The sequence below is a fragment of the Enterococcus rivorum genome, from assembly GCF_001742285.1.
GTDB lineage: Bacteria > Bacillota > Bacilli > Lactobacillales > Enterococcaceae > Enterococcus_L > Enterococcus_L rivorum.
The window spans coordinates 24614-45740 of the sequence record NZ_MIEK01000010.1 but is presented as its reverse complement, the minus strand read 5'-3'; the positions used below and the strand labels follow the sequence as shown (position 1 = coordinate 45740).

Annotated in this window: 20 protein-coding genes; 7 read left to right on the top strand and 13 right to left on the bottom strand. The window is 35.8% G+C overall.

What is annotated here, in order from left to right:
* Positions 1-60: 60 nt before the first annotated feature.
* Positions 61-2244, bottom strand: coding sequence for a PBP1A family penicillin-binding protein (locus tag BCR26_RS04580; RefSeq protein ID WP_069697800.1), 2184 nt, complete (start codon positions 2242-2244; stop codon positions 61-63).
* Positions 2245-2817: 573 nt separating this feature from the next.
* Here BCR26_RS04580 and BCR26_RS04575 point away from each other — a divergent pair.
* Entirely contained in the window at positions 2818-3678 is an 861-nt protein-coding gene (locus tag BCR26_RS04575) for an RluA family pseudouridine synthase (RefSeq protein ID WP_069697799.1), read from the top strand.
* A 21-nt stretch (positions 3679-3699) separates the two neighbouring features.
* A complete protein-coding gene (locus BCR26_RS04570; protein ID WP_069697798.1) occupies positions 3700-4191 on the top strand; it encodes a GNAT family N-acetyltransferase in 492 nt (163 codons plus the stop codon).
* Between the two features lie 43 nt (positions 4192-4234).
* Here the strand turns inward: BCR26_RS04570 and BCR26_RS04565 are convergent, their stop codons facing one another.
* On the bottom strand, positions 4235-4975 hold the full coding sequence (locus BCR26_RS04565) for an acyl-ACP thioesterase domain-containing protein (RefSeq protein WP_069697797.1): 741 nt from the start codon (positions 4973-4975) through the stop codon (positions 4235-4237).
* Positions 4976-5297: 322 nt separating this feature from the next.
* On the opposite strand from BCR26_RS04565, the gene BCR26_RS04560 reads away from it, so the two are divergent.
* The gene (locus BCR26_RS04560) at positions 5298-6272 is read left to right on the top strand and encodes a glycosyl hydrolase family 18 protein (RefSeq protein WP_245341909.1); all 975 of its coding nucleotides are present in this window, start codon (positions 5298-5300) and stop codon (positions 6270-6272) included.
* A 106-nt stretch (positions 6273-6378) separates the two neighbouring features.
* Here BCR26_RS04560 and BCR26_RS04555 read toward each other — a convergent pair whose 3' ends face one another.
* The 3 genes from BCR26_RS04555 to BCR26_RS04545 all read right to left on the bottom strand — a co-directional run bounded on the left by BCR26_RS04555 (position 6379) and on the right by BCR26_RS04545 (position 8534).
* On the bottom strand, positions 6379-6693 hold the full coding sequence (locus tag BCR26_RS04555) for a DMT family transporter (RefSeq protein WP_069697795.1): 315 nt from the start codon (positions 6691-6693) through the stop codon (positions 6379-6381).
* The gene (locus tag BCR26_RS04550) at positions 6693-7025 is read right to left on the bottom strand and encodes a DMT family transporter (RefSeq protein WP_069697794.1); all 333 of its coding nucleotides are present in this window, start codon (positions 7023-7025) and stop codon (positions 6693-6695) included. The genes BCR26_RS04555 and BCR26_RS04550 overlap by 1 nt, the downstream gene beginning before the upstream one ends.
* Before the next feature lie 180 nt (positions 7026-7205).
* Positions 7206-8534: a C1 family peptidase gene (locus tag BCR26_RS04545; RefSeq protein WP_069697826.1), complete on the bottom strand. Its 1329-nt coding sequence runs from the start codon at positions 8532-8534 to the stop codon at positions 7206-7208.
* A gap of 137 nt (positions 8535-8671) precedes the next feature.
* On the opposite strand from BCR26_RS04545, the gene BCR26_RS04540 reads away from it, so the two are divergent.
* From BCR26_RS04540 to BCR26_RS04530, 3 genes are all read left to right on the top strand, one after another.
* Entirely contained in the window at positions 8672-9046 is a 375-nt protein-coding gene (locus BCR26_RS04540; protein WP_069697793.1) for a GntR family transcriptional regulator, read from the top strand.
* A gap of 14 nt (positions 9047-9060) precedes the next feature.
* Positions 9061-10440: a PH domain-containing protein gene (locus tag BCR26_RS04535; protein WP_069697792.1), complete on the top strand. Its 1380-nt coding sequence runs from the start codon at positions 9061-9063 to the stop codon at positions 10438-10440.
* A gap of 155 nt (positions 10441-10595) precedes the next feature.
* Positions 10596-11510 (top strand): helix-turn-helix domain-containing protein, encoded by a 915-nt coding sequence (locus BCR26_RS04530; RefSeq protein WP_209591828.1) that lies wholly within the window; start codon positions 10596-10598, stop codon positions 11508-11510.
* A 119-nt stretch (positions 11511-11629) separates the two neighbouring features.
* Here BCR26_RS04530 and BCR26_RS04525 read toward each other — a convergent pair whose 3' ends face one another.
* On the bottom strand, positions 11630-12307 hold the full coding sequence (locus tag BCR26_RS04525) for an AroM family protein (protein WP_069697790.1): 678 nt from the start codon (positions 12305-12307) through the stop codon (positions 11630-11632).
* A gap of 1 nt (position 12308) precedes the next feature.
* Positions 12309-13241, bottom strand: a complete 933-nt coding sequence (locus BCR26_RS04520; RefSeq protein ID WP_069697789.1) for a DUF1177 domain-containing protein — start codon at positions 13239-13241, stop codon at positions 12309-12311.
* A 139-nt stretch (positions 13242-13380) separates the two neighbouring features.
* On the opposite strand from BCR26_RS04520, the gene BCR26_RS04515 reads away from it, so the two are divergent.
* Positions 13381-14178 (top strand): IclR family transcriptional regulator, encoded by a 798-nt coding sequence (locus tag BCR26_RS04515; protein ID WP_069697788.1) that lies wholly within the window; start codon positions 13381-13383, stop codon positions 14176-14178.
* Here BCR26_RS04515 and BCR26_RS04510 read toward each other — a convergent pair.
* From BCR26_RS04510 to BCR26_RS04485, 6 genes are read right to left on the bottom strand one after another with little or no spacing between them, the layout of a single operon-like run.
* Complete coding sequence (locus tag BCR26_RS04510; protein ID WP_069697787.1) at positions 14175-16154, bottom strand: S9 family peptidase; 1980 nt, start codon at positions 16152-16154, stop codon at positions 14175-14177. The two genes, BCR26_RS04515 and BCR26_RS04510, sit on opposite strands and share 4 nt — an antisense overlap.
* Positions 16155-16159: 5 nt before the next feature.
* A complete protein-coding gene (locus tag BCR26_RS04505) occupies positions 16160-17413 on the bottom strand; it encodes a M20 family metallopeptidase (RefSeq protein WP_069697786.1) in 1254 nt (417 codons plus the stop codon).
* 1 nt (position 17414) lies between these two features.
* Positions 17415-18230 carry an ABC transporter ATP-binding protein gene (locus BCR26_RS04500; RefSeq protein WP_069697785.1) on the bottom strand — a complete coding sequence of 272 codons (816 nt, stop codon included), beginning with the start codon at positions 18228-18230 and terminating at the stop codon, positions 17415-17417.
* Between the two features lie 14 nt (positions 18231-18244).
* Positions 18245-19258 (bottom strand): ABC transporter ATP-binding protein, encoded by a 1014-nt coding sequence (locus BCR26_RS04495; RefSeq protein ID WP_069697784.1) that lies wholly within the window; start codon positions 19256-19258, stop codon positions 18245-18247.
* Positions 19259-19274: 16 nt separating this feature from the next.
* A complete protein-coding gene (locus tag BCR26_RS04490; protein ID WP_069697783.1) occupies positions 19275-20138 on the bottom strand; it encodes an ABC transporter permease in 864 nt (287 codons plus the stop codon).
* A 1-nt stretch (position 20139) separates the two neighbouring features.
* Positions 20140-21096 (bottom strand): ABC transporter permease, encoded by a 957-nt coding sequence (locus BCR26_RS04485; RefSeq protein WP_069697782.1) that lies wholly within the window; start codon positions 21094-21096, stop codon positions 20140-20142.
* Positions 21097-21127 lie beyond the last annotated feature (31 nt).

The following is a 21127-nucleotide window of genomic DNA, read 5'->3' as shown; positions in this document are numbered from 1 at the left end:
TCCCTCATTTCTACTTTTTTCTACTATATTGTAACATTCTTTGATTCCTTTTCCTATCAATTATTGTCCGTTCAGTCCACCAAAAAAGTTTTTTAAGCCCTCTTTTGTAGCATCCCAGCCCTCTTTAATTTTACCACCAATATCATCAGCGCCTTCTTTCAGCTTTCCGCCAATGTCTTGCGCACCTTCTTTAACTTTACCACCAATATCTTGAACATTGTCTTTCCAGTCACTATTTGGTTCCTGTTGTCCTTGACCAGCCGCAACCATCTCGCCACCCGTTGCATAAGCATCCGCTACTGTAAATGGGGTTTGTTTTGTGTGAGGCATGATGCCACTTGCTTGACTATTAAAAATATTGGAGGCATAAGTAGCACTACTTCCTTCAAGATAGTGATTTTCATCTGTTTGTTCATAACCTAACCAAGTTGAAATAACCACATCTGGCGTATAGCCAACAACCCATTGATCATTCGTTTTACTTGGGTCAAAATCGGTTTCAGTTGTTCCAGTTTTTCCAGCCATTACATACCCATAAGGATTCGCATTTGCTCCTGTTCCATTACTAAATACACCTAAAAGCATACTAGTAATTTCTTCGGAAACTCCTTTGGTAATGATTTGCTTGGATTTAACTTCTGTTTTATCTTCTCGAACAGCCCCAGTTGAGTCAACAATTTTCGTAATGATATGTGTCTCTGGCTGCTTCCCCTCATTTGCGAAAGGCGCATAAGCTGCCGCCATAGTTAATGGCGAAACACCCGTCCTTAATCCACCTAAAGCTAAACCTGGATAACGATCCTCTTTCACTAAAGGAATCCCAAATTTTTGTGTTTTCTCAAATCCTTTGTCTACACCCATTTGTCGTGTTAACCAAATCGCTGGTAGATTCAGACTTTCTCCCAAAGCTTCATACATAGGAACTTCGCCTCTGTTTGTTCCACTATAATTTTTGGCAGGATAATAATCATCTTGTGGAACATCTTGTAAAATACTGCTAGGTTTATATCCCGACTCTAGTGCTGGTGTATATACTGAAATTGGTTTTATTGAAGAGCCCGGCGACCGTTTTGTTTGAGTAGCGTAGTTGAAGCCTCTAAAAACATGATCTCCACGACTTCCAACAATCGCTTTGACACCACCCGTTTTAGGATCTAAAGCAACAGAACCACTTTGAACTTTTACTCCATCTGCTGCATTGGGTGGAAATAGTGAATCATTTCGATACGTCTCTTCCATGGCTAATTGATAATTTTGATCTAAAGACGTATAAATTTTAAATCCTTTATTTAGTAAGTCTGATTCTTTAAGCCCATAACGATTGACCGCTTCGTCAATAACTGCATCAAAATATGAGGGATAGCGATAGTCAGTATTGGCATCAGAATAATTATCTTGTAACTGCCCAGCTAAAGCAATATTCGCTTCAGCATCTGCTTCCCCTTGTGACAGTTTGCCATTATTAACCATTAACTGTAAAACCGTATTTCGACGATTAGTCGCATTTTCGATATAATCAATTGGATTATAGATTCCTGGTCCCTTTAGCATTCCCGCTATAGTTGCCGCTTGTCCTGGTGTCACTTCTGCTGCACTAACCCCAAAATATTTGTGTGCGGCATCCTCCACACCCCAAACCCCGTTTCCGAAGTAAGAATTATTTAAATACATCGCTAAAATATCTTCTTTTGAGTATTTCTTTTCAATTTCAATGGCCAAAAATAATTCTTTCGCTTTTCTGTCAAAAGTTTGTTCTTGTGTCAAAAGAGCATTTTTTGCTAATTGCTGTGTAATTGTACTTCCACCACCAGCATTTCTAAAAGTTAGCTTACCAACTACTGCTCGTGCAATCCCTTGAATATCGTATCCATGATGGTTATAAAAACGTTTATCTTCAGTAGAAATAACCGCATCCTGAATGTAAGGTGAGATTTTATCTAACGTTACAAAAAAACCTTTATTTCCTAGTTTCCCTGCCTCATCATTATTTGCATCATAAACAATTGTCGACTGACTTAAATCTGATTTTAGCGTTTTAACATTCGCTGATTTAGCTAGATAAAACAAATAAATGCTTGTAATTAGAACTACAACCAGCCCTAACAAAAGAATAATTTTATTGATTTGGTATTTTTTCCAAACTCGTTTTCGCCATTGATGAAAACTTGAAAGATATGGTTTAATCCACGTCCAAAAACGTTTCAACCCAGCTAAAATTTTTCCAAAAAATGTTTTTATATCCATAATACTCCCTCTTTAGAAAGAATCAGATACTGACTGATTTCTTTTATGTATGTATTCTATTAATTAACTATTATTATGATGCAAAAAGTTTTACTTTGTCATTTTACCATACTTCATTTTTGATTCTATCCAACCTTAGCATGATTTTCAGAGAAATGACTTGTTCAGTATATTTTAGCATAGCATTCTTTTTATTTTATGTAAAAAAACTTAAGATTTTTTCAAGAAAGTGAAGATTTTAGGTTTTTCAGAAAAAAGTACATTTTCTTCAAACTTTCTTGTGAATTTTAAAGTAGTTTAACCACAAATTATTCACAATTTGCTTGTATTATATAACTATACCAACAAACAACCCTAACAAAAACTTTTTCATTTTTAACTCCTTTCCCACCTCCTCCCAGAGGTGGGTATTTTTTTATAGAAATTTTTCCAAAATTGAATCATTTTCCTTTTTACCACAAAACATTCCCTACTATTGATTTACACTAGGATGTGTCTGAAAATTATGGTAGAATCCAAGTACTCACATATAATCTAAAAAACTTTTACTCCCTATTAAAAGGTGGAAAATAAATGGAATTAACGATAACACTACCAAAAGATTTTCAAACAAAAACTGTCCGAGAACTTCTAGAAGCAGAATGGCTTGTCCCCAGAAAGGTCAGGCACTTTTTGCGTACTCGAAAAAATGTTTTAGTCAACGATGAACCCGCTTTGTTTCATTTTCAAGTCAACGCAAAAGATGTCGTCACTTTAATTTTTGAAGATAGCGACTATCCTAAGCCTCATTTACTATTAGGAAATCCAAAAAAAGTGAATGTTCTATTTGAAGATCAGCAGTTGATTATTTTGAACAAACCAGCTGGAATGAAAACACATCCGAATCAACCAGATGAAGCCGACACTTTACTGAATCATTTAGCTGCCTATCTAGCAGCTAAAGACCAAATCCCTTATGTAGTTCATCGTTTAGATAAAGAAACCAGCGGTGCTATTTTATTTGCCAAAAATCCATTTGTCTTGCCTATTTTAGGAAGAATGTTGGAGAAAAAACAAATTTATCGTCGTTACCAAGCAGTTGTTGCAGGATCGATCTCTAAAGAAAATTGGACCATCAATAAAAAAATGGGACGCGATCGCCACGATCGTAGAAAACGACTTATCGATAATAAAAATGGTGCTATTGCTATTACACATGTCCAAGTCGCTTCAAAAGTGAATAACCAGACTTATGTCTATTGTATTTTAGAGACAGGACGAACCCATCAAATTCGTGTTCACCTTGCTAGTGAAGGTTACCCTATAGTTGGAGACCCTCTTTATAATCCAACGGCGAAAGGAAGATTAATGCTTCATGCAATTGAACTACATCTTGTTCATCCTTTCAGCAAAGAAACCATTAGCGTAACAGCAGCACCTAGTTTATGGGAATAATCAATGAAGGAGCCGATTCAAATGGATTACATCATTCGACTTTTCCACCCTAGTGATGGAAAAGCTGTTGCAGACTTACTGGCTAGAAATTTTATCGAAATTAATAGTAAAGATTATCCACCTGCCCAAATAGAGAAATTAGTAGCAGAATATACTCCTGAAAAAATGACAGAACAAGCCACTTTTGCTCATACCTATATTGCGGAATCTGACCACCAAATTATTGGAACTGGAACGATTTGTCCTTTCTGGGGCTCTATGAACGAAAGTATTATTTTAAGTTTGTTCGTTCTGCCAGAATTTCATGGCAAAGGAGTCGGCTCTGCTTTGATGAAACAGTTAGAAAAAGATTCTTTTTATACTCGCTCGCTTCGCATTGAAGTTCCTGCTTCAAAAACGGCAAAAGATTTCTATTTAAAACTCGGCTTCCAATTGAAAAACTTAAAAAATAGCGAAGAAAAGCATGGATATATTCCTTTAGAAAAATTTCTTTCATCTCCTAAAAACCCTTAAAATCAAACGGGGCTGTGACATTAGCATGTCACAACCTCGTTTTTTATTTTCTTTTTCGCCACTTCATATTAGCTTCACAATAAGTTTGCCCAGCAATTTGAATTTCGTGAAGTGTTTTCTTTTCGTTCTCTTGTTCTTTTACTTCATAGTGACTTTCTATTTCCTGTCCATACTCTACTTCTTTATCAAATTTGATATTAATAAAGGTTGGCTCATGGTGTGTTAAGAAATCATAGCCTAAAACATCTAATAACCAATTAAAATAAATTGAGTTATTGACATGCTGGTTCCCATCAATATCGAAGAAACGCACTCGATAAGGTAAAAAGGTTCCAGACCCCACTTTTTCTATTTTTTCACCACGATAAATTTTGGTAATTTTCTCAGATGCATAAGGTTCGATAATTTCAGGAAGAACACTGCTCATTTTCCGATTCTTTTTGTCGATCAAAACAAACGTTGATTTGATTAAAACACACTCATTTCCCTCTTGATCGTGAATCCAAAAATGACGATAACAAAAATATTTATTATAAGCAATCGCTTCCGTCGTGATATCAACTTTCTCTCCTACTTTAGGCAAACGCTTAATATGAATTTCATAGTTTGTAATCACCCAGCCTAAACCAAAAGAAGAGACGAATGCTGCTCCTCGATCTAACCCATCACTTTGTTCTTCCGATGCTCTGATTACAACTGCCAACATGGAAGGCATCGTCATTGTCCCATTAATATCGCAATCATAGTAGGCTATTTCATAAGATGTTGTATATCTTTTCCCCATGCTGATTCCCCTATTCGTTACAATTTTCTTGTTCTTCTATACGTTGCTACTAGTAAAGTATAACATAGCTTAATTCCAATTAAGAGGAAAATAAACTCTAGCATACTATTTTTCCTAAAATGCTTTGACTTGATTCCATACATTTATATCTATTCAAATTATTTGAAATATATAAACTTCCGTGTTATATTCCAAATTGTATCGATACTAACCAAAATAATATGATAAACAGAAAGAGGAGAACTTAACAATGAAGTTAAAAAAGATTCTACCAAGTTTTGTTATAGTTTCAGGAATAGCCCTTAGTGGGTTGTTTGCGTCTATGCCTGTTGAAGCAACAGATTTCGCAAATGACATGATTGATGTTAGCTCAAAAAAAGTATTAGTTGGTTACTGGCATAACTGGGCCTCTAGTGGTCGAGATGGCTATAAACAAGGGGCATCTGCAAATATTCCGTTAAAGGATGTCAATTCAGCTTATAATGTCGTTTCAGTAGCTTTTATGAAGAGTAACGGACAGCGAATCCCGACTTTCTCACCTTATAATCAAACAGATGCAGAATTCCGCTCTGAAGTTTCTCAATTAAATAGTCAAGGCAGAGCTGTTGTTCTTTCTTTAGGTGGGGCTGATGCTCATATTCAGTTGCAAGCAGGCGATGAACAAGCTTTAGCAAATGAAATTATTCGTCAAGTAGAGACTTATGGTTTTGACGGGTTAGATATTGATTTAGAACAATCTGCTATTACAGCTGGTGCAAACCAAACAGTTATACCCGCAGCTTTAAAAACTGTAAAAAATCACTATAAAGCACAAGGAAAAAACTTTATTATTGCAATGGCACCAGAATTTCCTTATTTAAAACCAGGAGGTGCTTATGAAAAATATATCGCTTCTTTAGCAGGATATTATGATTACATTGCTCCTCAGTTCTATAATCAAGGCGGTGATGGGGTTTGGGTAGATGAAATCAGCAAATGGATTTCTCAAAATAATGATTCGCTAAAATATGAGTTTTTATACTACATGGCAGATTCATTAATTCATGGGACTAGAAGCTATTTACAAATTCCAAATGACAAACTTGTCATTGGTTTACCTGCTAATAATGATGCTGGTGGCAGCGGATATGTAAAAGATCCTCAATCTGTTTATGATGCATTAAACCAATTGAAAAAAGATGGAAATCCAATTAAAGGCCTAATGACCTGGTCCGCAAACTGGGATGTTGGTAAGGATGTTACAGGTAAACCATACAACAACGAATTTGCTAAAAGATATCAACAAATATTGAATTAAAGAAAAACATAGCTGCTTGAAATACTCTGTTTATTTTAGTTTGGAAAAATGCTACACCGAACGTTACAGAGCAAAAGCAGCTATGCTTTTGCTCTGTAACTTTTGCTTAACCAATCAATTTCAACCCAATGACTGAACCTAAAATAAGCACAATACAGAAAATCCTCCGCCAATTTTTGGATTCACCATAACGAACCATTCCAATAATTGCTCCTCCTGCTGCACCAATTCCTGTCCAAATAGCATAAGAAATACCCATCGGTAAAACTTGCATCGCTAAATACAGGAACAGAAAACTTCCACCAAATGTCGATAGGAGCATCAAAAATGAACTTATATCTCTTCTCTCATTAAAGCGACTAATCGATGCCACCCCTAACATTTCAAAAATTCCTGCAATCATTAAAAAGAACCAACTCATTATTCTTCTGCTCCTTTCTTATCTGTTAACAATTTCAATCCCATTACACCTATCAGTAAGGTCAAAATCAATATAATTTTTAAAATTTTAAAAGGTTCACCAAAAAATAAAATTCCTGACACCACAGTTCCAGCCGTTCCTAGCCCAACAAAAACGGCATACGCTGTTCCTACGGGCAACGTTTCACCCGCACGAATCAAGGCATAAAAGCTAATCACAATTAAGATAACCGTTAAAGCTATTTCCCACCATGTCTCACTGTACTTCATGCCTATTACCCATAATACTTCAAAAAATGCTCCTAAAAATAATTTTAACCAATCTTTACTCATGCCAATCTCCTCCTCAAACAAACAAAAAGTGCCAATCAACAATTCCAACTAAGGCCTAAGAATTGTTGATTAACACTTTTTACAAATAGTCGTCCGGCGACAACTATTAAAGTTTTATTTTATTTCTGTTTATTTTAGCACGAATCCTTTAAAAGTCAATAAAGATTATTCATTTTTGAATTAGGCTAGTGCACCCATTGGGTCCCAAGGTGCTAAAACAGTCGGTGTTTCTTCCCACACTTTTTGCATTTCTTGTGATAGAAGTTCCTTGCGAATCACGATTTGGTAAGTATACTCATCCATCCAAGCATCACTCATCACGAAAAATCCTTGATTACCAACTTTTTCGCCCCAACTATTTTCAACTTTCCATTTTGTTGATTTTCCTTCCACTACGTCAACCCCTGTTAAAACCATAGCATGAGTCATTAAGCTTTCCCCATAATCTAATCGTTCTGCTTTTGTTGTAGTAAAATCTATATCGAATAAATCGTTCATTTCATATGCATCTAGAGACATAATGCCTGTTGTTCGGGTTGAAGATTGCCCGACATCGCAACCAAACCAAATAGATTCTCCTTGCTCTAGCTGAGCTACTGCTAATTTTTTAAACTGATCCATATCAACATTAAGATACTTGACTTCTTTTCCACCAACAACATTCCCAAGCATTTCTACTGTGTAGGTTTTGTTGTATGGTTTATCAGCTGTTGGTGCATTAATCACACTAATATACTCATTCAAGTCAACACCAACATATTTATCATAAAATGATTGTGGCGTAAGTCCTTGATCTAAGTGATAATTTTTTTGTTCATCACGGTATTCAAAATCAAAGGTAGTTGGCGGTGTTCCTAAAGAGGTTGCCAAGAAACGATAAATCTCTTCCAACATTTTTTCTTTTACTGCCTGAATCTCCATCATCGTCTTACCAGAAGCAATCAGCTCACGTAAAATAGACGCATCCTTACGTAATTTCTTATTTAAATAAGTATTTAAATCCCTTGAGTTTGAGCTGTTACTGCTTTCCGGCATAGCTGTTTTTGGTACTACTCCATATTTTTGGAAAATCGAAACAATCATGTCCCATTGGCCACCATCTTGTTGTGGCGTCGCCAATAAGAAAGCTACCTTGCGACTATCTAACGATTGATTCGCTGTAGCAATAATATTTTCATAAAAATAGTTCGATTTTTCATATTTATCCCAGAAAAAAGTGTAGTTTTGTGACAATTCAAAATCTTTTAACTGAAAGCTATCAATCATTTTGTGTCTAAAAGTATTTAGTGCTGCAAACATCCAACAACGACCGCTCTGCTTTTGATTAGACACTTTTCCAGTTGCAAGATCAATTGAAAATACAGGCACATTATTGATTTGAGCCTCTTGATTTTCAGCAGATGCGCTAATTCCATTTTTTATGACACTTCTTTGAATCACAGTTTGTTTTTTATTATTTAAAAACGCATCATGAAACTTCTTTGTTACTTTTGATTCAATTACTGACATTTTTTTCATCCTTCCAGATTTACTTATCTTTCCCATTATATTCCTCTTCTATGTTTCTCTCAACTGTTTCAAACAATTGATTTATTCTCGACTTTGTATTATACTCATTAATACAAAAACAAATGGAGGTTTATGCTATGTTACTTGAAATCAATCCTCAAAGCGACGTTCCTATCTATCAACAAATCTGTAACCAACTGATTATTGGATTTGCTCAAGGTAAGATTCAATCAGGGGAAATTCTTCCCTCAGTTCGACAGATGGCCGATGAGATAGGTGTAAATATGATGACTGTTTCAAAAGCTTATACTGCTCTTAAAAACGAAGGTTACATTGTTACAGATCGTCGAAACGGCACCAAAGTTGCAGAATTTCATCCACCCAACGAATCATTTAATAAACGATTTGAAGAAAGTTTAACATTGTTACTTGCTGAAGCAGCTATTCATCAGCTGTCTCAAGAAGAGATACAACAAACGATGGCAACTATTTATCAACAATTCATTCGCTAAAGGACGTGTTTATTATGAATTTTATCTTGTTATTAACTCTTATTAGTGTTTACTTATTGATGGCTTTAGTCGGGAGAATCCCAGCAAATCCTCATAAAAATGTACTTTTAGAAACAACCTTACCTGGAGATAAATTAAATCATCCCCAAGTTTTACAAATCAGTCAGACTTATAAAAAGAGATTATTGCAAGTAGCCACCATTTTTTCGGTGATAACCCTACCAATTCTTTTTATTCCTCTAGATTCAATAATAATGATTTTCTTTTTCCTTGTTCTTTTTGGATTTATTGGTACAAATTACTACTTACAAATTGTTTACATTCACAAAATGACTGCTCTAAAAATTGCTAATGGCTGGTTATTGCCAACTAGTCCAATCTTAGTGGATACCAAATTAGTTTTAAATAAAAATAACAAGCTACTCACCTTTTGGTGGTTCCTGCCAAGTTTTTTTATCACTCTGGGAGGCTGTGTTTACTCTATTCTTATTTTAGGTTTTTCTTTTATTAGCGTCTTATTTATACTACTAACTATCTTCATCACGGGACTATTTGTTCTTTCTTATTACCTTATTGCACGGTTGCCTGTCAAACCGCTAACTAGTGATGAAAAAATTAACCAGCAAGTCAATGATACGATGCGTCGTCATTGGTCTCTTTATCTTGTAATTTCAACAGTTGTATTGAGTCCGATTGCTTTTTTACCAGCGATTTCGATTGCTCTCCCTTATGAAAAAGCGGTTCTAATTTCATTAATATATTTAACTCTTATTATTCTTTTTATCGGCTTTACGTTCTATTACCTATTTGATATGCGGAAAAAACAAGATCAGCTAATTAGCCAAGCAAAAGAATATCGTTATAGTGATGATGATCAATATTGGCGTTACGGTATCTATATTAACCCGAATGATAAACGCATCATGATTCCTGACAGAGTTGGGATGAACCTCTCAATTAATCTGGGTCGTCCAGCAGGAAAAATTGCTTTAGGCATTACTGGTCTTATTGTCTTGGCCGCTCTAACTGTTGCAACAATTCCAATGCTAATTAGCGATTTTTCAACAGACCCATTTCAATTAACAACAACTGATAAAGGTATTACGCTAGCGGCTCCTTTAACAAGCACTAAAAAAATTCTTTGGGATGACATTGAATCAGTAAAACTAGTTGATTCTGTTCCCGAAAATCGTCTAAGAGTATTTGGAACAGCCTTAGACAACTACTTGACTGGTGAATTTAAGATCAATAATGAACCGGCTTATTTACTAGTTTTCACAAAAGCTACTCCTGTTTTGCAAATCAAAACAAACGATACTCTCATCTATTACACGAATAAAGAAAGTGAATTAACAAAACAAGCGTATAAAATGATTCAAAAAAAGCTAAAATAAGAAAACCTTTTTAATTATGATGTGTTTAAAGACTACGAGAAAATCCCAATCTAGCTAAAGTATACAAACATGCAACATAGCGTTGCCAGTTAAATTTTCCTTGCAACAAATTTATGCGTTGAATATCGTTTACAAGAAAGAGAGGTCAGTATATGATGGCAACAAACATTGGAACCCAATTAAAAACGATTCGGATTCAAAAAAATCTTTCTCAAGCAGATGTCGCAAAACAATTGAATATTTCCCGGCAAACACTGTCAAAATGGGAATTAGATAAAAGTCTTCCTGATTTAGATAGCTTAAAACAATTGTCTATAATCTACAATCTATCAATTGACTATTTACTTGAGTTACAAAAGGAGAAGATTAAACTGTTGCCAATCTATACTGAAGAGCATTTAACTGAAAGCCTTATAGCCAAAATTTGTAACAATAAGGAACCACTACAGGAGCAGATTCATTTTATTTCCAATGAAATCTGCTTGCCATTACTGCACTCCCGATCATCTGCTGATATCATTTGGTTTGCGACACAGAAATTAGTTATTTTACCAGGGCGGTACAGCTTAATTAATCATGCTGTCACCAATGAAAAATCAAAAAATTATCTTGATTTATTCTTTGGGCTTAATTACAAAATAGGCTTACTAACAAAAACTCAACTAAGCTTTTTTTCAATCATTGACTGGCTTGAAGAAAAAACACAAACGACTTTTTCATTATCAACAATGGATTTTATCGCAGTAGGAAAATTGTATGATCAGGATATTAAACTAGGCAATTCTTATGCTTTGGGCTATAAAACCAAAAAAGGAAATTATGATATCATTAACTTAAATAAAGATGAGGCAGAAAGATTAAAAACCATTTTGGCTATTCTCGACCCAGAAAAAAACTATTATATCGAACTAGAAAATCTCTGCGTAATGAATTTTATGAACAAGTATCGAAAAAAAGATACAATGAAAAATAGGAACGAATTAATAGAGGTTGAGACTAAATTAGTCTCAATCTCTTATTTCACCCACATGGCAACTTTTGATTTTCGAGTGATCCAATTTTTTTGCTAAGAGATGAATGTGTCAGGCTCAAAACTAAAGAACCGCTTTATCTCGGACTCAATGTCTCAATAGACGGTAGCCAAAAGTCAGGAGACGAATATCCGCGATGATAACTATTTCTTCACTCTCTATTGATCACTAGCAAGCATAGAACTAATTAGTTGATTGGGTAAAATCACTTTGGTTTGTGTTGCTTCTTGTAGTAATTTTTTTAGTTTAGGTTGATAGCCCATACAATCCAATATAATTAAATCACACTGTTCTTTTCTAAAAAAATCAATAGTGGCATTTAATTTGTCCTGTGTGTGTAATTCGTATGGAGATAAGTTCGTATAAACTACCGCTCTAATCCCTTGGTACTTTGGCGCAACATATATTTGTTGCTCCATTTTTGGAAGCAATACGCCCAACTTGAACTCGCCTTGGTTAAACACTTTCAATAGCTCAGAAATCACTTGATCTGGTTCAATCAAAAAACTTTTTTCTGTTTTTAACTCTGGAAAAGAACCCGTACAAAGTAACCAAATAAATTTACAGCCTTGCTCTTCTGCTTCAATAATTTTTTTTTTCAACAAAGGAAGAATTTTTTGTTGTGAAAGCAGTACAGAATGACCGTTTTTCAGCAAAGAGGTCAGCATCTGTTTTTCGTCAACTTCAGGTGCCAAAGACTCAATTTTTTCTGAACTTAATCCATCTAAAACGCCCACATGATAAATCACTTTTGGGTCAATATATTCATGAATAATAGGCAAAATGTCTGTTCTAGGTGATTGTCCTATTGTAATAATACCTATGTTCTTTTTCATGCTATTGTTTTCCTAATGTTTGTAAAACCTTAAAATCGCCATAAAGAGATTGTAAAAGTTTAAACTCTTTTTCATCAAAAAACGCACAAGTTCCTTTAGAAAACTCTTTAGCTACTTCAATTGCATACCTTACTGCTTGCGCAATATCTATTTCATGACTGGCTCCTGTTCCACAACCAGGAACAGCACTTTCGGCGGTAATTGCTACACCCACCACTGGGGCATTGGTCGCCACAGCAGGCTGTAAAATCGAATTGATATGATAGACACCATTGCCATAAGGTGTAATATCTTGCATTGTAATTGGGAATGTTTTCACCAAAGCACCCGTAGTCATTTCCATAATTCTAACTAAATCAACGCTCACTTTTAAAATGTATCCTTCTTTGACTGGCGGAGAAATTGCAATTCCTTTATGGTTGATAATATTATTGCCCTTCGTCGTGTCAATTGACAGAATCGCCTCCATTTCTGGACGCACTTCGTAACGATTCATAGTCAATATATCGACAGGTGAACCCATAAAATCAACTGGCTCATGGGGTTCAGTTGGTGCATCTGGACAAATATGTGTAGTTACAATCACATCTCCCTCTAAATGATCCCCTTTTTTCTTCATATCGCACAATTTAAGCGCAGAAGCTACTGCTGCAATTGCTCCATCCGCATCTGATACAAGCCCTACTCTAGAAGGTCGTGCACCTATACCACCTAATCTTCCAATAATTCCTAGTGTTTTTGCTGTTCCTCCAACACTTTTTCCTGATGTTCCAGGAATTAAAAACTCAACAAATTCTGTAAAACCTTTTTCTCCTTCAACTTTAGTAACGTTGATCTCTACATCATAATCAGTAAAAAGAGCTTTGATCTTCTGACCATTTACAGTTGCAGAATCCATTACGTCCATCACTTCCATCACTTGCTTTAACGCCATATTAATTTACCACCTTTTTTTTATTTTATAATACCAACAATTCATACTCATTTCTTTTATGCTTTTCTATCATCAAAAAAAATTGACAGAAAACTATTATTCCGCTACTCTTGCTATAGGAAGAAGGGGAGGATACAACATGTTAAAAACACTTAACCAATCACTTTTAGTTTTAAATCTTTTTACAAAAGAAAAGCAATTGTGGACTGCCCGAGAAGTTGCAGATACACTTAGTCTAAATCAGGTAACAGTTTATCGAATTTTAGAAACCTTTACCAAAAACCATTACCTTTCCAAAATAGAAGAAACAAAACAATATGAAATCGGATCTGCTTTAGCGATCTTCAGCTATCTTTCTTACGATAAATACAATATTGTTTCATTAATTCAGCCTTTTTTGTATAATCTTATGCAAGAAACGGGTGAATCTGTTTATTTGGTCAAGTATGATTATTTAGAGGCGACACCGATTGATGCTTATAAACCAGAAAATAAAGTCAGTTTTGCTGTCTCACTAAATAAACCAATGCCACTCTATTCCGGTGCTTCCTATTGGGCAATTTTAGCCCATCTTGATGAAGAAAAGATTGAAATGATTTTGAATGATCCTTTCGATCACCTTCGCAAATCAGTAAAATTAACTCCAACATTACTAAGAAAACAGATTGATAAAGTCCTAACAGATGGCTGGTGTGTGAGTCAAGAGCTGATTACTCCTGATGTTGTTGCCATTGCTGCACCTATCTTCTCAAACGATGAAATTATTGGCTCGATTACCGTTGGCAAACCTACTTATCGAACAACCAAAGAGGATATCCAGCCTTTAGGACAACTTGTTAAAACGACAGCAAATCAGATATCATGTATTTTATCTGAAAAAAACTTAAATTTTAATAGCTATCAATTCTTTAAAGAAAGGGCCCAACGACCAAATTAGTTTTGGTCGTATTTTTTTAGCCAATCAATCATTTCTTGTAAACGCACTTGACGTAAATTCGGTAAACCACTTCTCGACAACTCATGATCTGCATGATTAAAACGAACAAATCTTGCCTCTTTCTTCAAATACTTTAATGCTCTAAACCATTGTTCTGCCTGTTCCATTGGGCAACGATAATCTTGCTCTGATTGCATAATTAAAACCGGTGTCTCTACATTTTTTACATAAGCTAATGGCGATTTTTCCCACAGCCTTTCTGGATTTAAAATATCAGCATCGTTTTCTTCAACAAAAAAATGGTAACCGATATCACTTGTACCTAGCATGCTAACAAAATTAGACATAGAACGTTGCGTAATCGCTGCTTTAAATCGATTCGTATGAGAGATAATCCAATTCACCATGAAGCCACCATAACTACCTCCCGTAACAAATAATCGACCAACATCTATTTCTTCAATAGCTTCAATAACACCATCAACAGCGGTTAAAATATCTGTATAGTCTTCTTGCCCATAACGTCCTACTACTCCATTTAAATGTTGCTGACCATACCCAAAACTACCTCTTGGATTAACCAGTAACACAAAATAACCTTGTGCTGCTAGTAGTTGTACTTCATGATGGAAAGTGTCTGCGTGCATAGCATAAGGGCCGCCATGAATATTTACCACTAAAGGATATTTTTTCCCAGTAATAAAATCGGTTGGTGGGACAATAAATCCTGGTACGCGTCCACCATCTGCTGCTTGATATTCTATTTTTTTATAGCTAGAGAAACTTTTCCCTTTATAGACTTCATCAATTATCTTTAGTTCTTCTTGCTGTAAAGTATCTAAATCGATTTTGATTAATTGGCTAGGAATTTGGGCAGTACTTACACAAGCCAACAGTTCATTTTTCTTAGGATTTAATGTAAAATCGGTGACATGTTGACTCTTTGAATTTAATTCTTTGATTGTTCCATTTAAAGTCATGCTAAATAACGAAACCCTTCCTTCCAGTGAAACAAGAGTGTAAAAACAATTTTGTCTTTTCGACCATTGTAACAGCGGGTTAGAGGTTGTTGCCTTGGTATCACTTACTGCAAAATCACTTACTTGTTGATCCAATTTTTCAGTTAACTGGACCATTGATTTTTCCATCACATTGTAGGCAAAAACACCAAATTGATTAACGGTTTGATAGGGTAGCGTAGAGCCAATCATTCCAATAAAATCATTGTTCGTAGTATAAGTCGGTTCTCCGAAAGCACCTGTTGAATAACTGTCAGTAATCTTTTCCTCTGAAAAATCCTCTAAATCGATTCGAAAAAGGCCAGAATCTTGATTAAACGCATCTGAACTATTCAACTTTTTTTCAACAACTAAATACTTTCCGTCTGACGAAAGAGCAAGGCTATTCTTTAACCCATATGCGGTATGATAAGCTGTTACAATCTTGACTTCTGCTCTGTCAATTGCACCTACGCAAATGACATTTTGCCCATCAGAACTGACTAAACCTTTTCCATTTTCAAGGTAGTTAATTGATTCTGTAATAAACACATTTGGATGCTCTTTTACTTCATGTTTCAAAACACTATTGTTTGTCCTTTTTGTACCAAAGAAAAAGTGTTGATCGTCTGTATGCCAAAGAACCTGCTGCACACCTTCTGAAACCTCCGTAAGTTGTTTGACCGTCTTTGTGAGAAAAGTGTATAAATACACTTGGTTTTTCCCTGTTTTATTAGACAAAAATAGAAATGCTGTACCTGCTCTATTCCATAACGGATGGGTATTCAGCGATTGATTCGCTATTATTTCTTTTGTTTCGCCCTTTTCGCAATTGTAAAGATAGATATTAGAATAATAATTATTTTCAGTTTGATTTATTTGGTTTACGACATACAAAAATTGGTTCCCGTCTGGATGATAAACCGGTGTTGCGATTGTTTTTAAGTCAAAAAGATCATTAATTGTTACTTTACTCATATTCTTTACCCTCGTCTATTCAAAAAATCAACAGCAGCTAACACATAAACATTGGCACAAGTCACTACTTGATGAACTTTTACTTTCTCATTAAACCCATGAATCGTCTCTAACTCAGCTGGTCCATATTGTAATACAGGGATATCAAATTCTCTAAAATGACGCGCATCACTGCAAGCCCATTGCAGAACCCCGTATGCTGGTTTTTCTAGCGTGTAGGTAATATTTTCAACAACTGCTTGGCAGATAGGATCTTCAGCAGGAGTGTAATTTGCTGAACTCTTAAACCCAAAACTCTCAATTGTGTAGTCGATTTCTAGTTGATCCAACTCTTTTTTGATATATGCCATTGTTTCATCATAGGTTGTTCCAAAAGGGAGACGGCAATCAACTTGTACAACACATTTGTCTGCAACCACATTGGAACTTGTGCCTCCATTGATCGTACCAACATTACAGGTAATTTTTTCAAAAACACCCTTCGTTTCAGAGCGTTCATTCTCAATCAAGTATTGATTAGAAACCGCCAATAATTTTTCTAACTCTTTTGGTGGCTGAATCGGTAAATCTGTCACCGTACGGATTTTTTCAATGGCTCTGATAGCATCAACAATTGCATTGGTTCCCACAAAAGGAGCTAGACTGCCATGTCCAGGTACCCCATTAACCGTAAGTTTGAACCAGCAAGACCCTTTTTGTCCGATTGTTGGGTTTAATTCACTAGAAGGTTCAGCAATTAAACAACCCTCTCCAGTAATCACTTTATTCTCCAACAACCAAGGAACCCCGTAGTCTCCACCGCTTTCCTCATCTGGCACTACTGCTAAAATCAATTGTCCATCTAAAGCAACATCATGCCGTTTTAAAAGAACTAAAGAGAAAATCAAGCCGGCTAACCCCGCTTTCATGTCACTAGCTCCCCGACCTAAAAGATAACCATCTTTTATTTCCCCAGAAAAAGGAGAAAAATCCCATTTATCCAAATCTCCTACTGGAACAGTGTCAGAATGACCACAATAAATTAGTTTTTTTCCGTTAGGATTCCCAATTTTAGCGATGATGTTAAACCGCTTCGGATCTGGCTCAAAAATTTCGGTTTCGATCCCATTCTCATTTAAATACTTCTCAATGAAGGCTGTAATTTCAGTGGTATCACCTTCTGGGTTTTCACTAGGAATTTGCAATAATTTTGAACAAAGTGTAATTAGTTCTTCTTGATTCTCTCTAACTAAAACACTCAATTTTTCCTTATCAAACATGTTATTCCTCCTCTGCTTTTTCAATTCTAGTTGGAATCGCGCCTAATAGTTTTTTCGTATACTCATGTTGTGGTTGATTGTAAACTGTTTCGGCATCAGCATACTCCACCACTTGCCCCATGTACATGACAGCAATTCGATCGCAAAAATAGCGGACAACGTTCAAATCATGTGAAATAAATACATACGTTAAGTTAAACTGTTCTTGTAAATCTAATAGTAAATTCAAAACTTGGGCTTGAATAGAAACATCTAAAGCAGATACAGGTTCATCACAAATAATTAATTTTGGTTTTAGCATCAATGCTCTAGCAATGTTGATTCGCTGGCATTGTCCCCCAGAAAATTCATGAGGAAAGCGATTAGCATAACCTTTTTGAAGCCCAACTTTTTCTAGCATGTCTAAAGCCATTTCTTTTCGTTCTGCTTTCGTTCCAACATTGTGGATTTCTAATGGCTCCACTAATAATTGTAAAACTCTTTTTCTTGGATCTAACGAGGCATACGGATCTTGAAAAATCATCTGAATGTCTTTACGAACTTCTCTAATTTCTTCACTTTTAATAGTGGTTAATTCTTTCCCTTGAAAAATAACTTTTCCAGAAGTCGGTGTAATCAAACGTGTGATTAAGCGAGCAAAAGTCGACTTTCCACAGCCTGATTCGCCGACAATCCCTAATGTTTCTCCTGTGTTTACCTGTAGTGAAACGCCATTTACAGCAGCTAGTACTTCGGGTTCTTTATTGAAGAGTGTTTTCGCTTTCAGAGTATATTCTTTTTTCAATTCTTTCGTTTCCAACAAGATTGTTTCTTCCATCTCAACTTCCCTCCTTAATCCTTAAAATCAACCTTTTCCTTAAATTCAAAATGCTGGTAACAGCTACAACGGACAAAATGCTCTGGTTCTACTTCTCTCAACTGTGGACTTTTTTCATGAGCACTGGCTGGAATCCAAGGAATTCGATCCGCAAAACGACAAGCATCTTTAGGAATATCAGATAAATTAGGAACATTCCCTTCAATTGTCGGTAGACGTCCCGCTTGCTTATTGGCTTTAGGAATCGCATTGATTAACAATCTCGTATAGGGATGGAGTGGATTGTTAAAAATAACAGTTGATGGCCCACTTTCTACTACTTGTCCAGCATACATAATCATAATTTTGTCCGCAATATCTGCCACAACTTCTAAATCATGAGTTATAAAAATAATGCTTGTATCCATTCTTTCTTGCAAATCTTTTAATAAATCAATGATTTGTTTTTGAACGGTAACGTCTAATGCAGTCGTTGGCTCATCTGCAATGATTAGCGAAGGAGTCGACGAGATTGCCATTGCTATCATGACCCGTTGACGCATTCCTCCTGAGAACTCGTGAGGATACAGTTTGATCCGCTTTTCAGGTTCCTTAATGCCTACTAATCCTAATAATTTAATCGCTTCTTGGCGCGCTTCTTTTTTAGATACCGCTTGGTGTAGTCGAATCGCTTCGACTAGTTGGTTCTCTACAGTAAACACAGGATTTAAACTTGTCATTGGATCTTGGAAAATCATAGAAATCTCATTTCCTCGAATCTTCCGCATTGCTTTTTCAGATAACGGAAGTATCGCTTGATCTTTATAAACGATTTGTCCTTCTGGAATTTGTGCATTTCCAGGCAATAGTTTTAAAATGGAGGTAACAGTCACGCTTTTTCCTGATCCGGATTCCCCAACAATTCCCAGTGTCTCGCCTCTTTTTATAGAAAAGCTAACATCATCAACAGAACGCAATTTCTTCTTATCACTGATAAATTCAACAGATAGATGCTCTACAGAAAGCAGTGGTTGATTCTTTTCACTCATTTTTTTCCTCCTTGGACTAAATTTTCGTTTTTGGATCTAACGCATCTCTTAAGCCATCACCAAAGAGATTCAACCCTAAAACAGAGAGTAAGATTGCTAATCCTGAGAACACGGCAATATGCGGCGCAATCACAAGAAAGTCTTTTCCTTCTTTTAGAATATTGCCCCATGAAGCAGTTGGTGGTTGAATACCTAATCCTAAAAAGCTTAATGCTGCTTCTGAAATAATCGCCCCTGCAACACTCATGGTTGCATAAACAATAATTGGCGTTAAACAATTAGGTAACACATGTCTAAATAAGATTCGCCATTTACTAGCACCCAGCGATTCCGTCACTTCAATAAACAATTCTTCTTTGACACCTAATACTTGCCCTCGAATCATTCTAGCGAAACCGGGAATATTACCGATTCCTACAGCGATAATTACATTTACCAACCCAGTTCCTAAAACGGTCATCAACGTAATTGCCAATAAAATGAAAGGAAAAGCTGCCAAAGCATCCATGAAACGCATAATAACAGAATCCAACAAGCCACCAAAATAACCAGCAATCAAGCCTAAGAAAATACCAATAGCTGCCCCGACAGCGACTGCCCCAATTCCTACAATTAGTGAAATTCTTGCACCGTAGACAATTCGACTAAACAAGTCTCGACCATAGTTATCCGTTCCTAAGAGATGTCCTTCTTGTCCCGGCTTCAACAAGGTTGAATTCATTGCCATTTCGTTTGGTTTGTACTGGGCTAAGACTGGAGCCAATATAGCTAACAAAACCATGATACTAACTAAAACTAATCCCACTGTAGCGAGTTTGTTTCGAAATAATTTTTTTAGAAATACCTTGCTTAAACTAGGTGTTTTTGCGGTTACTTCCATATTATTTGACCGCCTTTCCTAAGGTAACTTTTGGGTTGACTACTTTATACAGTAAATCTACACCTAAATTAATTAATACAAACAAAACAGCTAAAAATAGAACGGTTCCCTGAACCACCACGAAATCTCTTTTATTGATGGCATCCACAATTAAACGTCCCATTCCCGGCCAGCTATAAATCGTCTCTGTCAAAACCGCGCCTCCAAGCATTGATGATACTTGCATGCCCATTACCGTTAAAATTGGAGTCATCGCATTTTTCAACGCATGTTTTGTAATCACAATGAAGGAACTAACACCTTTCGCTTTAGCTGTTTTAATATAGTTTTGTTCCAAGACATCTAACATACTGGAACGTGTAATTCTCGAGAAGGTCGCCATCGGGATCGTAGCTAAAGTAATTCCTGGAAGAATCAGGTGTTTCATATACGCCCAAAGTCCGTCATCAATATTTCCGATTCCTGTCGAAGGAAACCAGCCTAAATTGACACTGAACAATAGCACCAGCATAATTCCTAACCAGAAGACTGGAACAGATACACCAACTAGCGAAATGAATGTAAATGAATAATCCAAAAAAGTTCCTTTTTTTACTGCTGAAATAATTCCTGCTGACATTCCAACCACTAATGATACAACTAGTGAAAACAACGTTAAAATAATGGTATTAGGAAACCTTTCCATAATAAGTTCTACTACGGGTCTTTTGTAAGCTAAGGAATAACCTAAATCAAAATGTAGTAAGTCTTGTAAATATTGAATGAATTGTTGTAATTTTGGCTCATTCAACCCTAGCTGTTCTCTTAGCTTATTTATTTCTTCGACACTTGCTTGTGGTCCTAGCATCGTACTGGCTGGATCTCCTGGAATCATTCGGGTAACTAAAAAGACAATAACCGTTACTAAAAACAAAGTAGGAATCAAGTCAACCAATCGTTTTGCTGTGTATTTTAACAAAATTATTCACCTCTTTATTAAAGATAAGGGC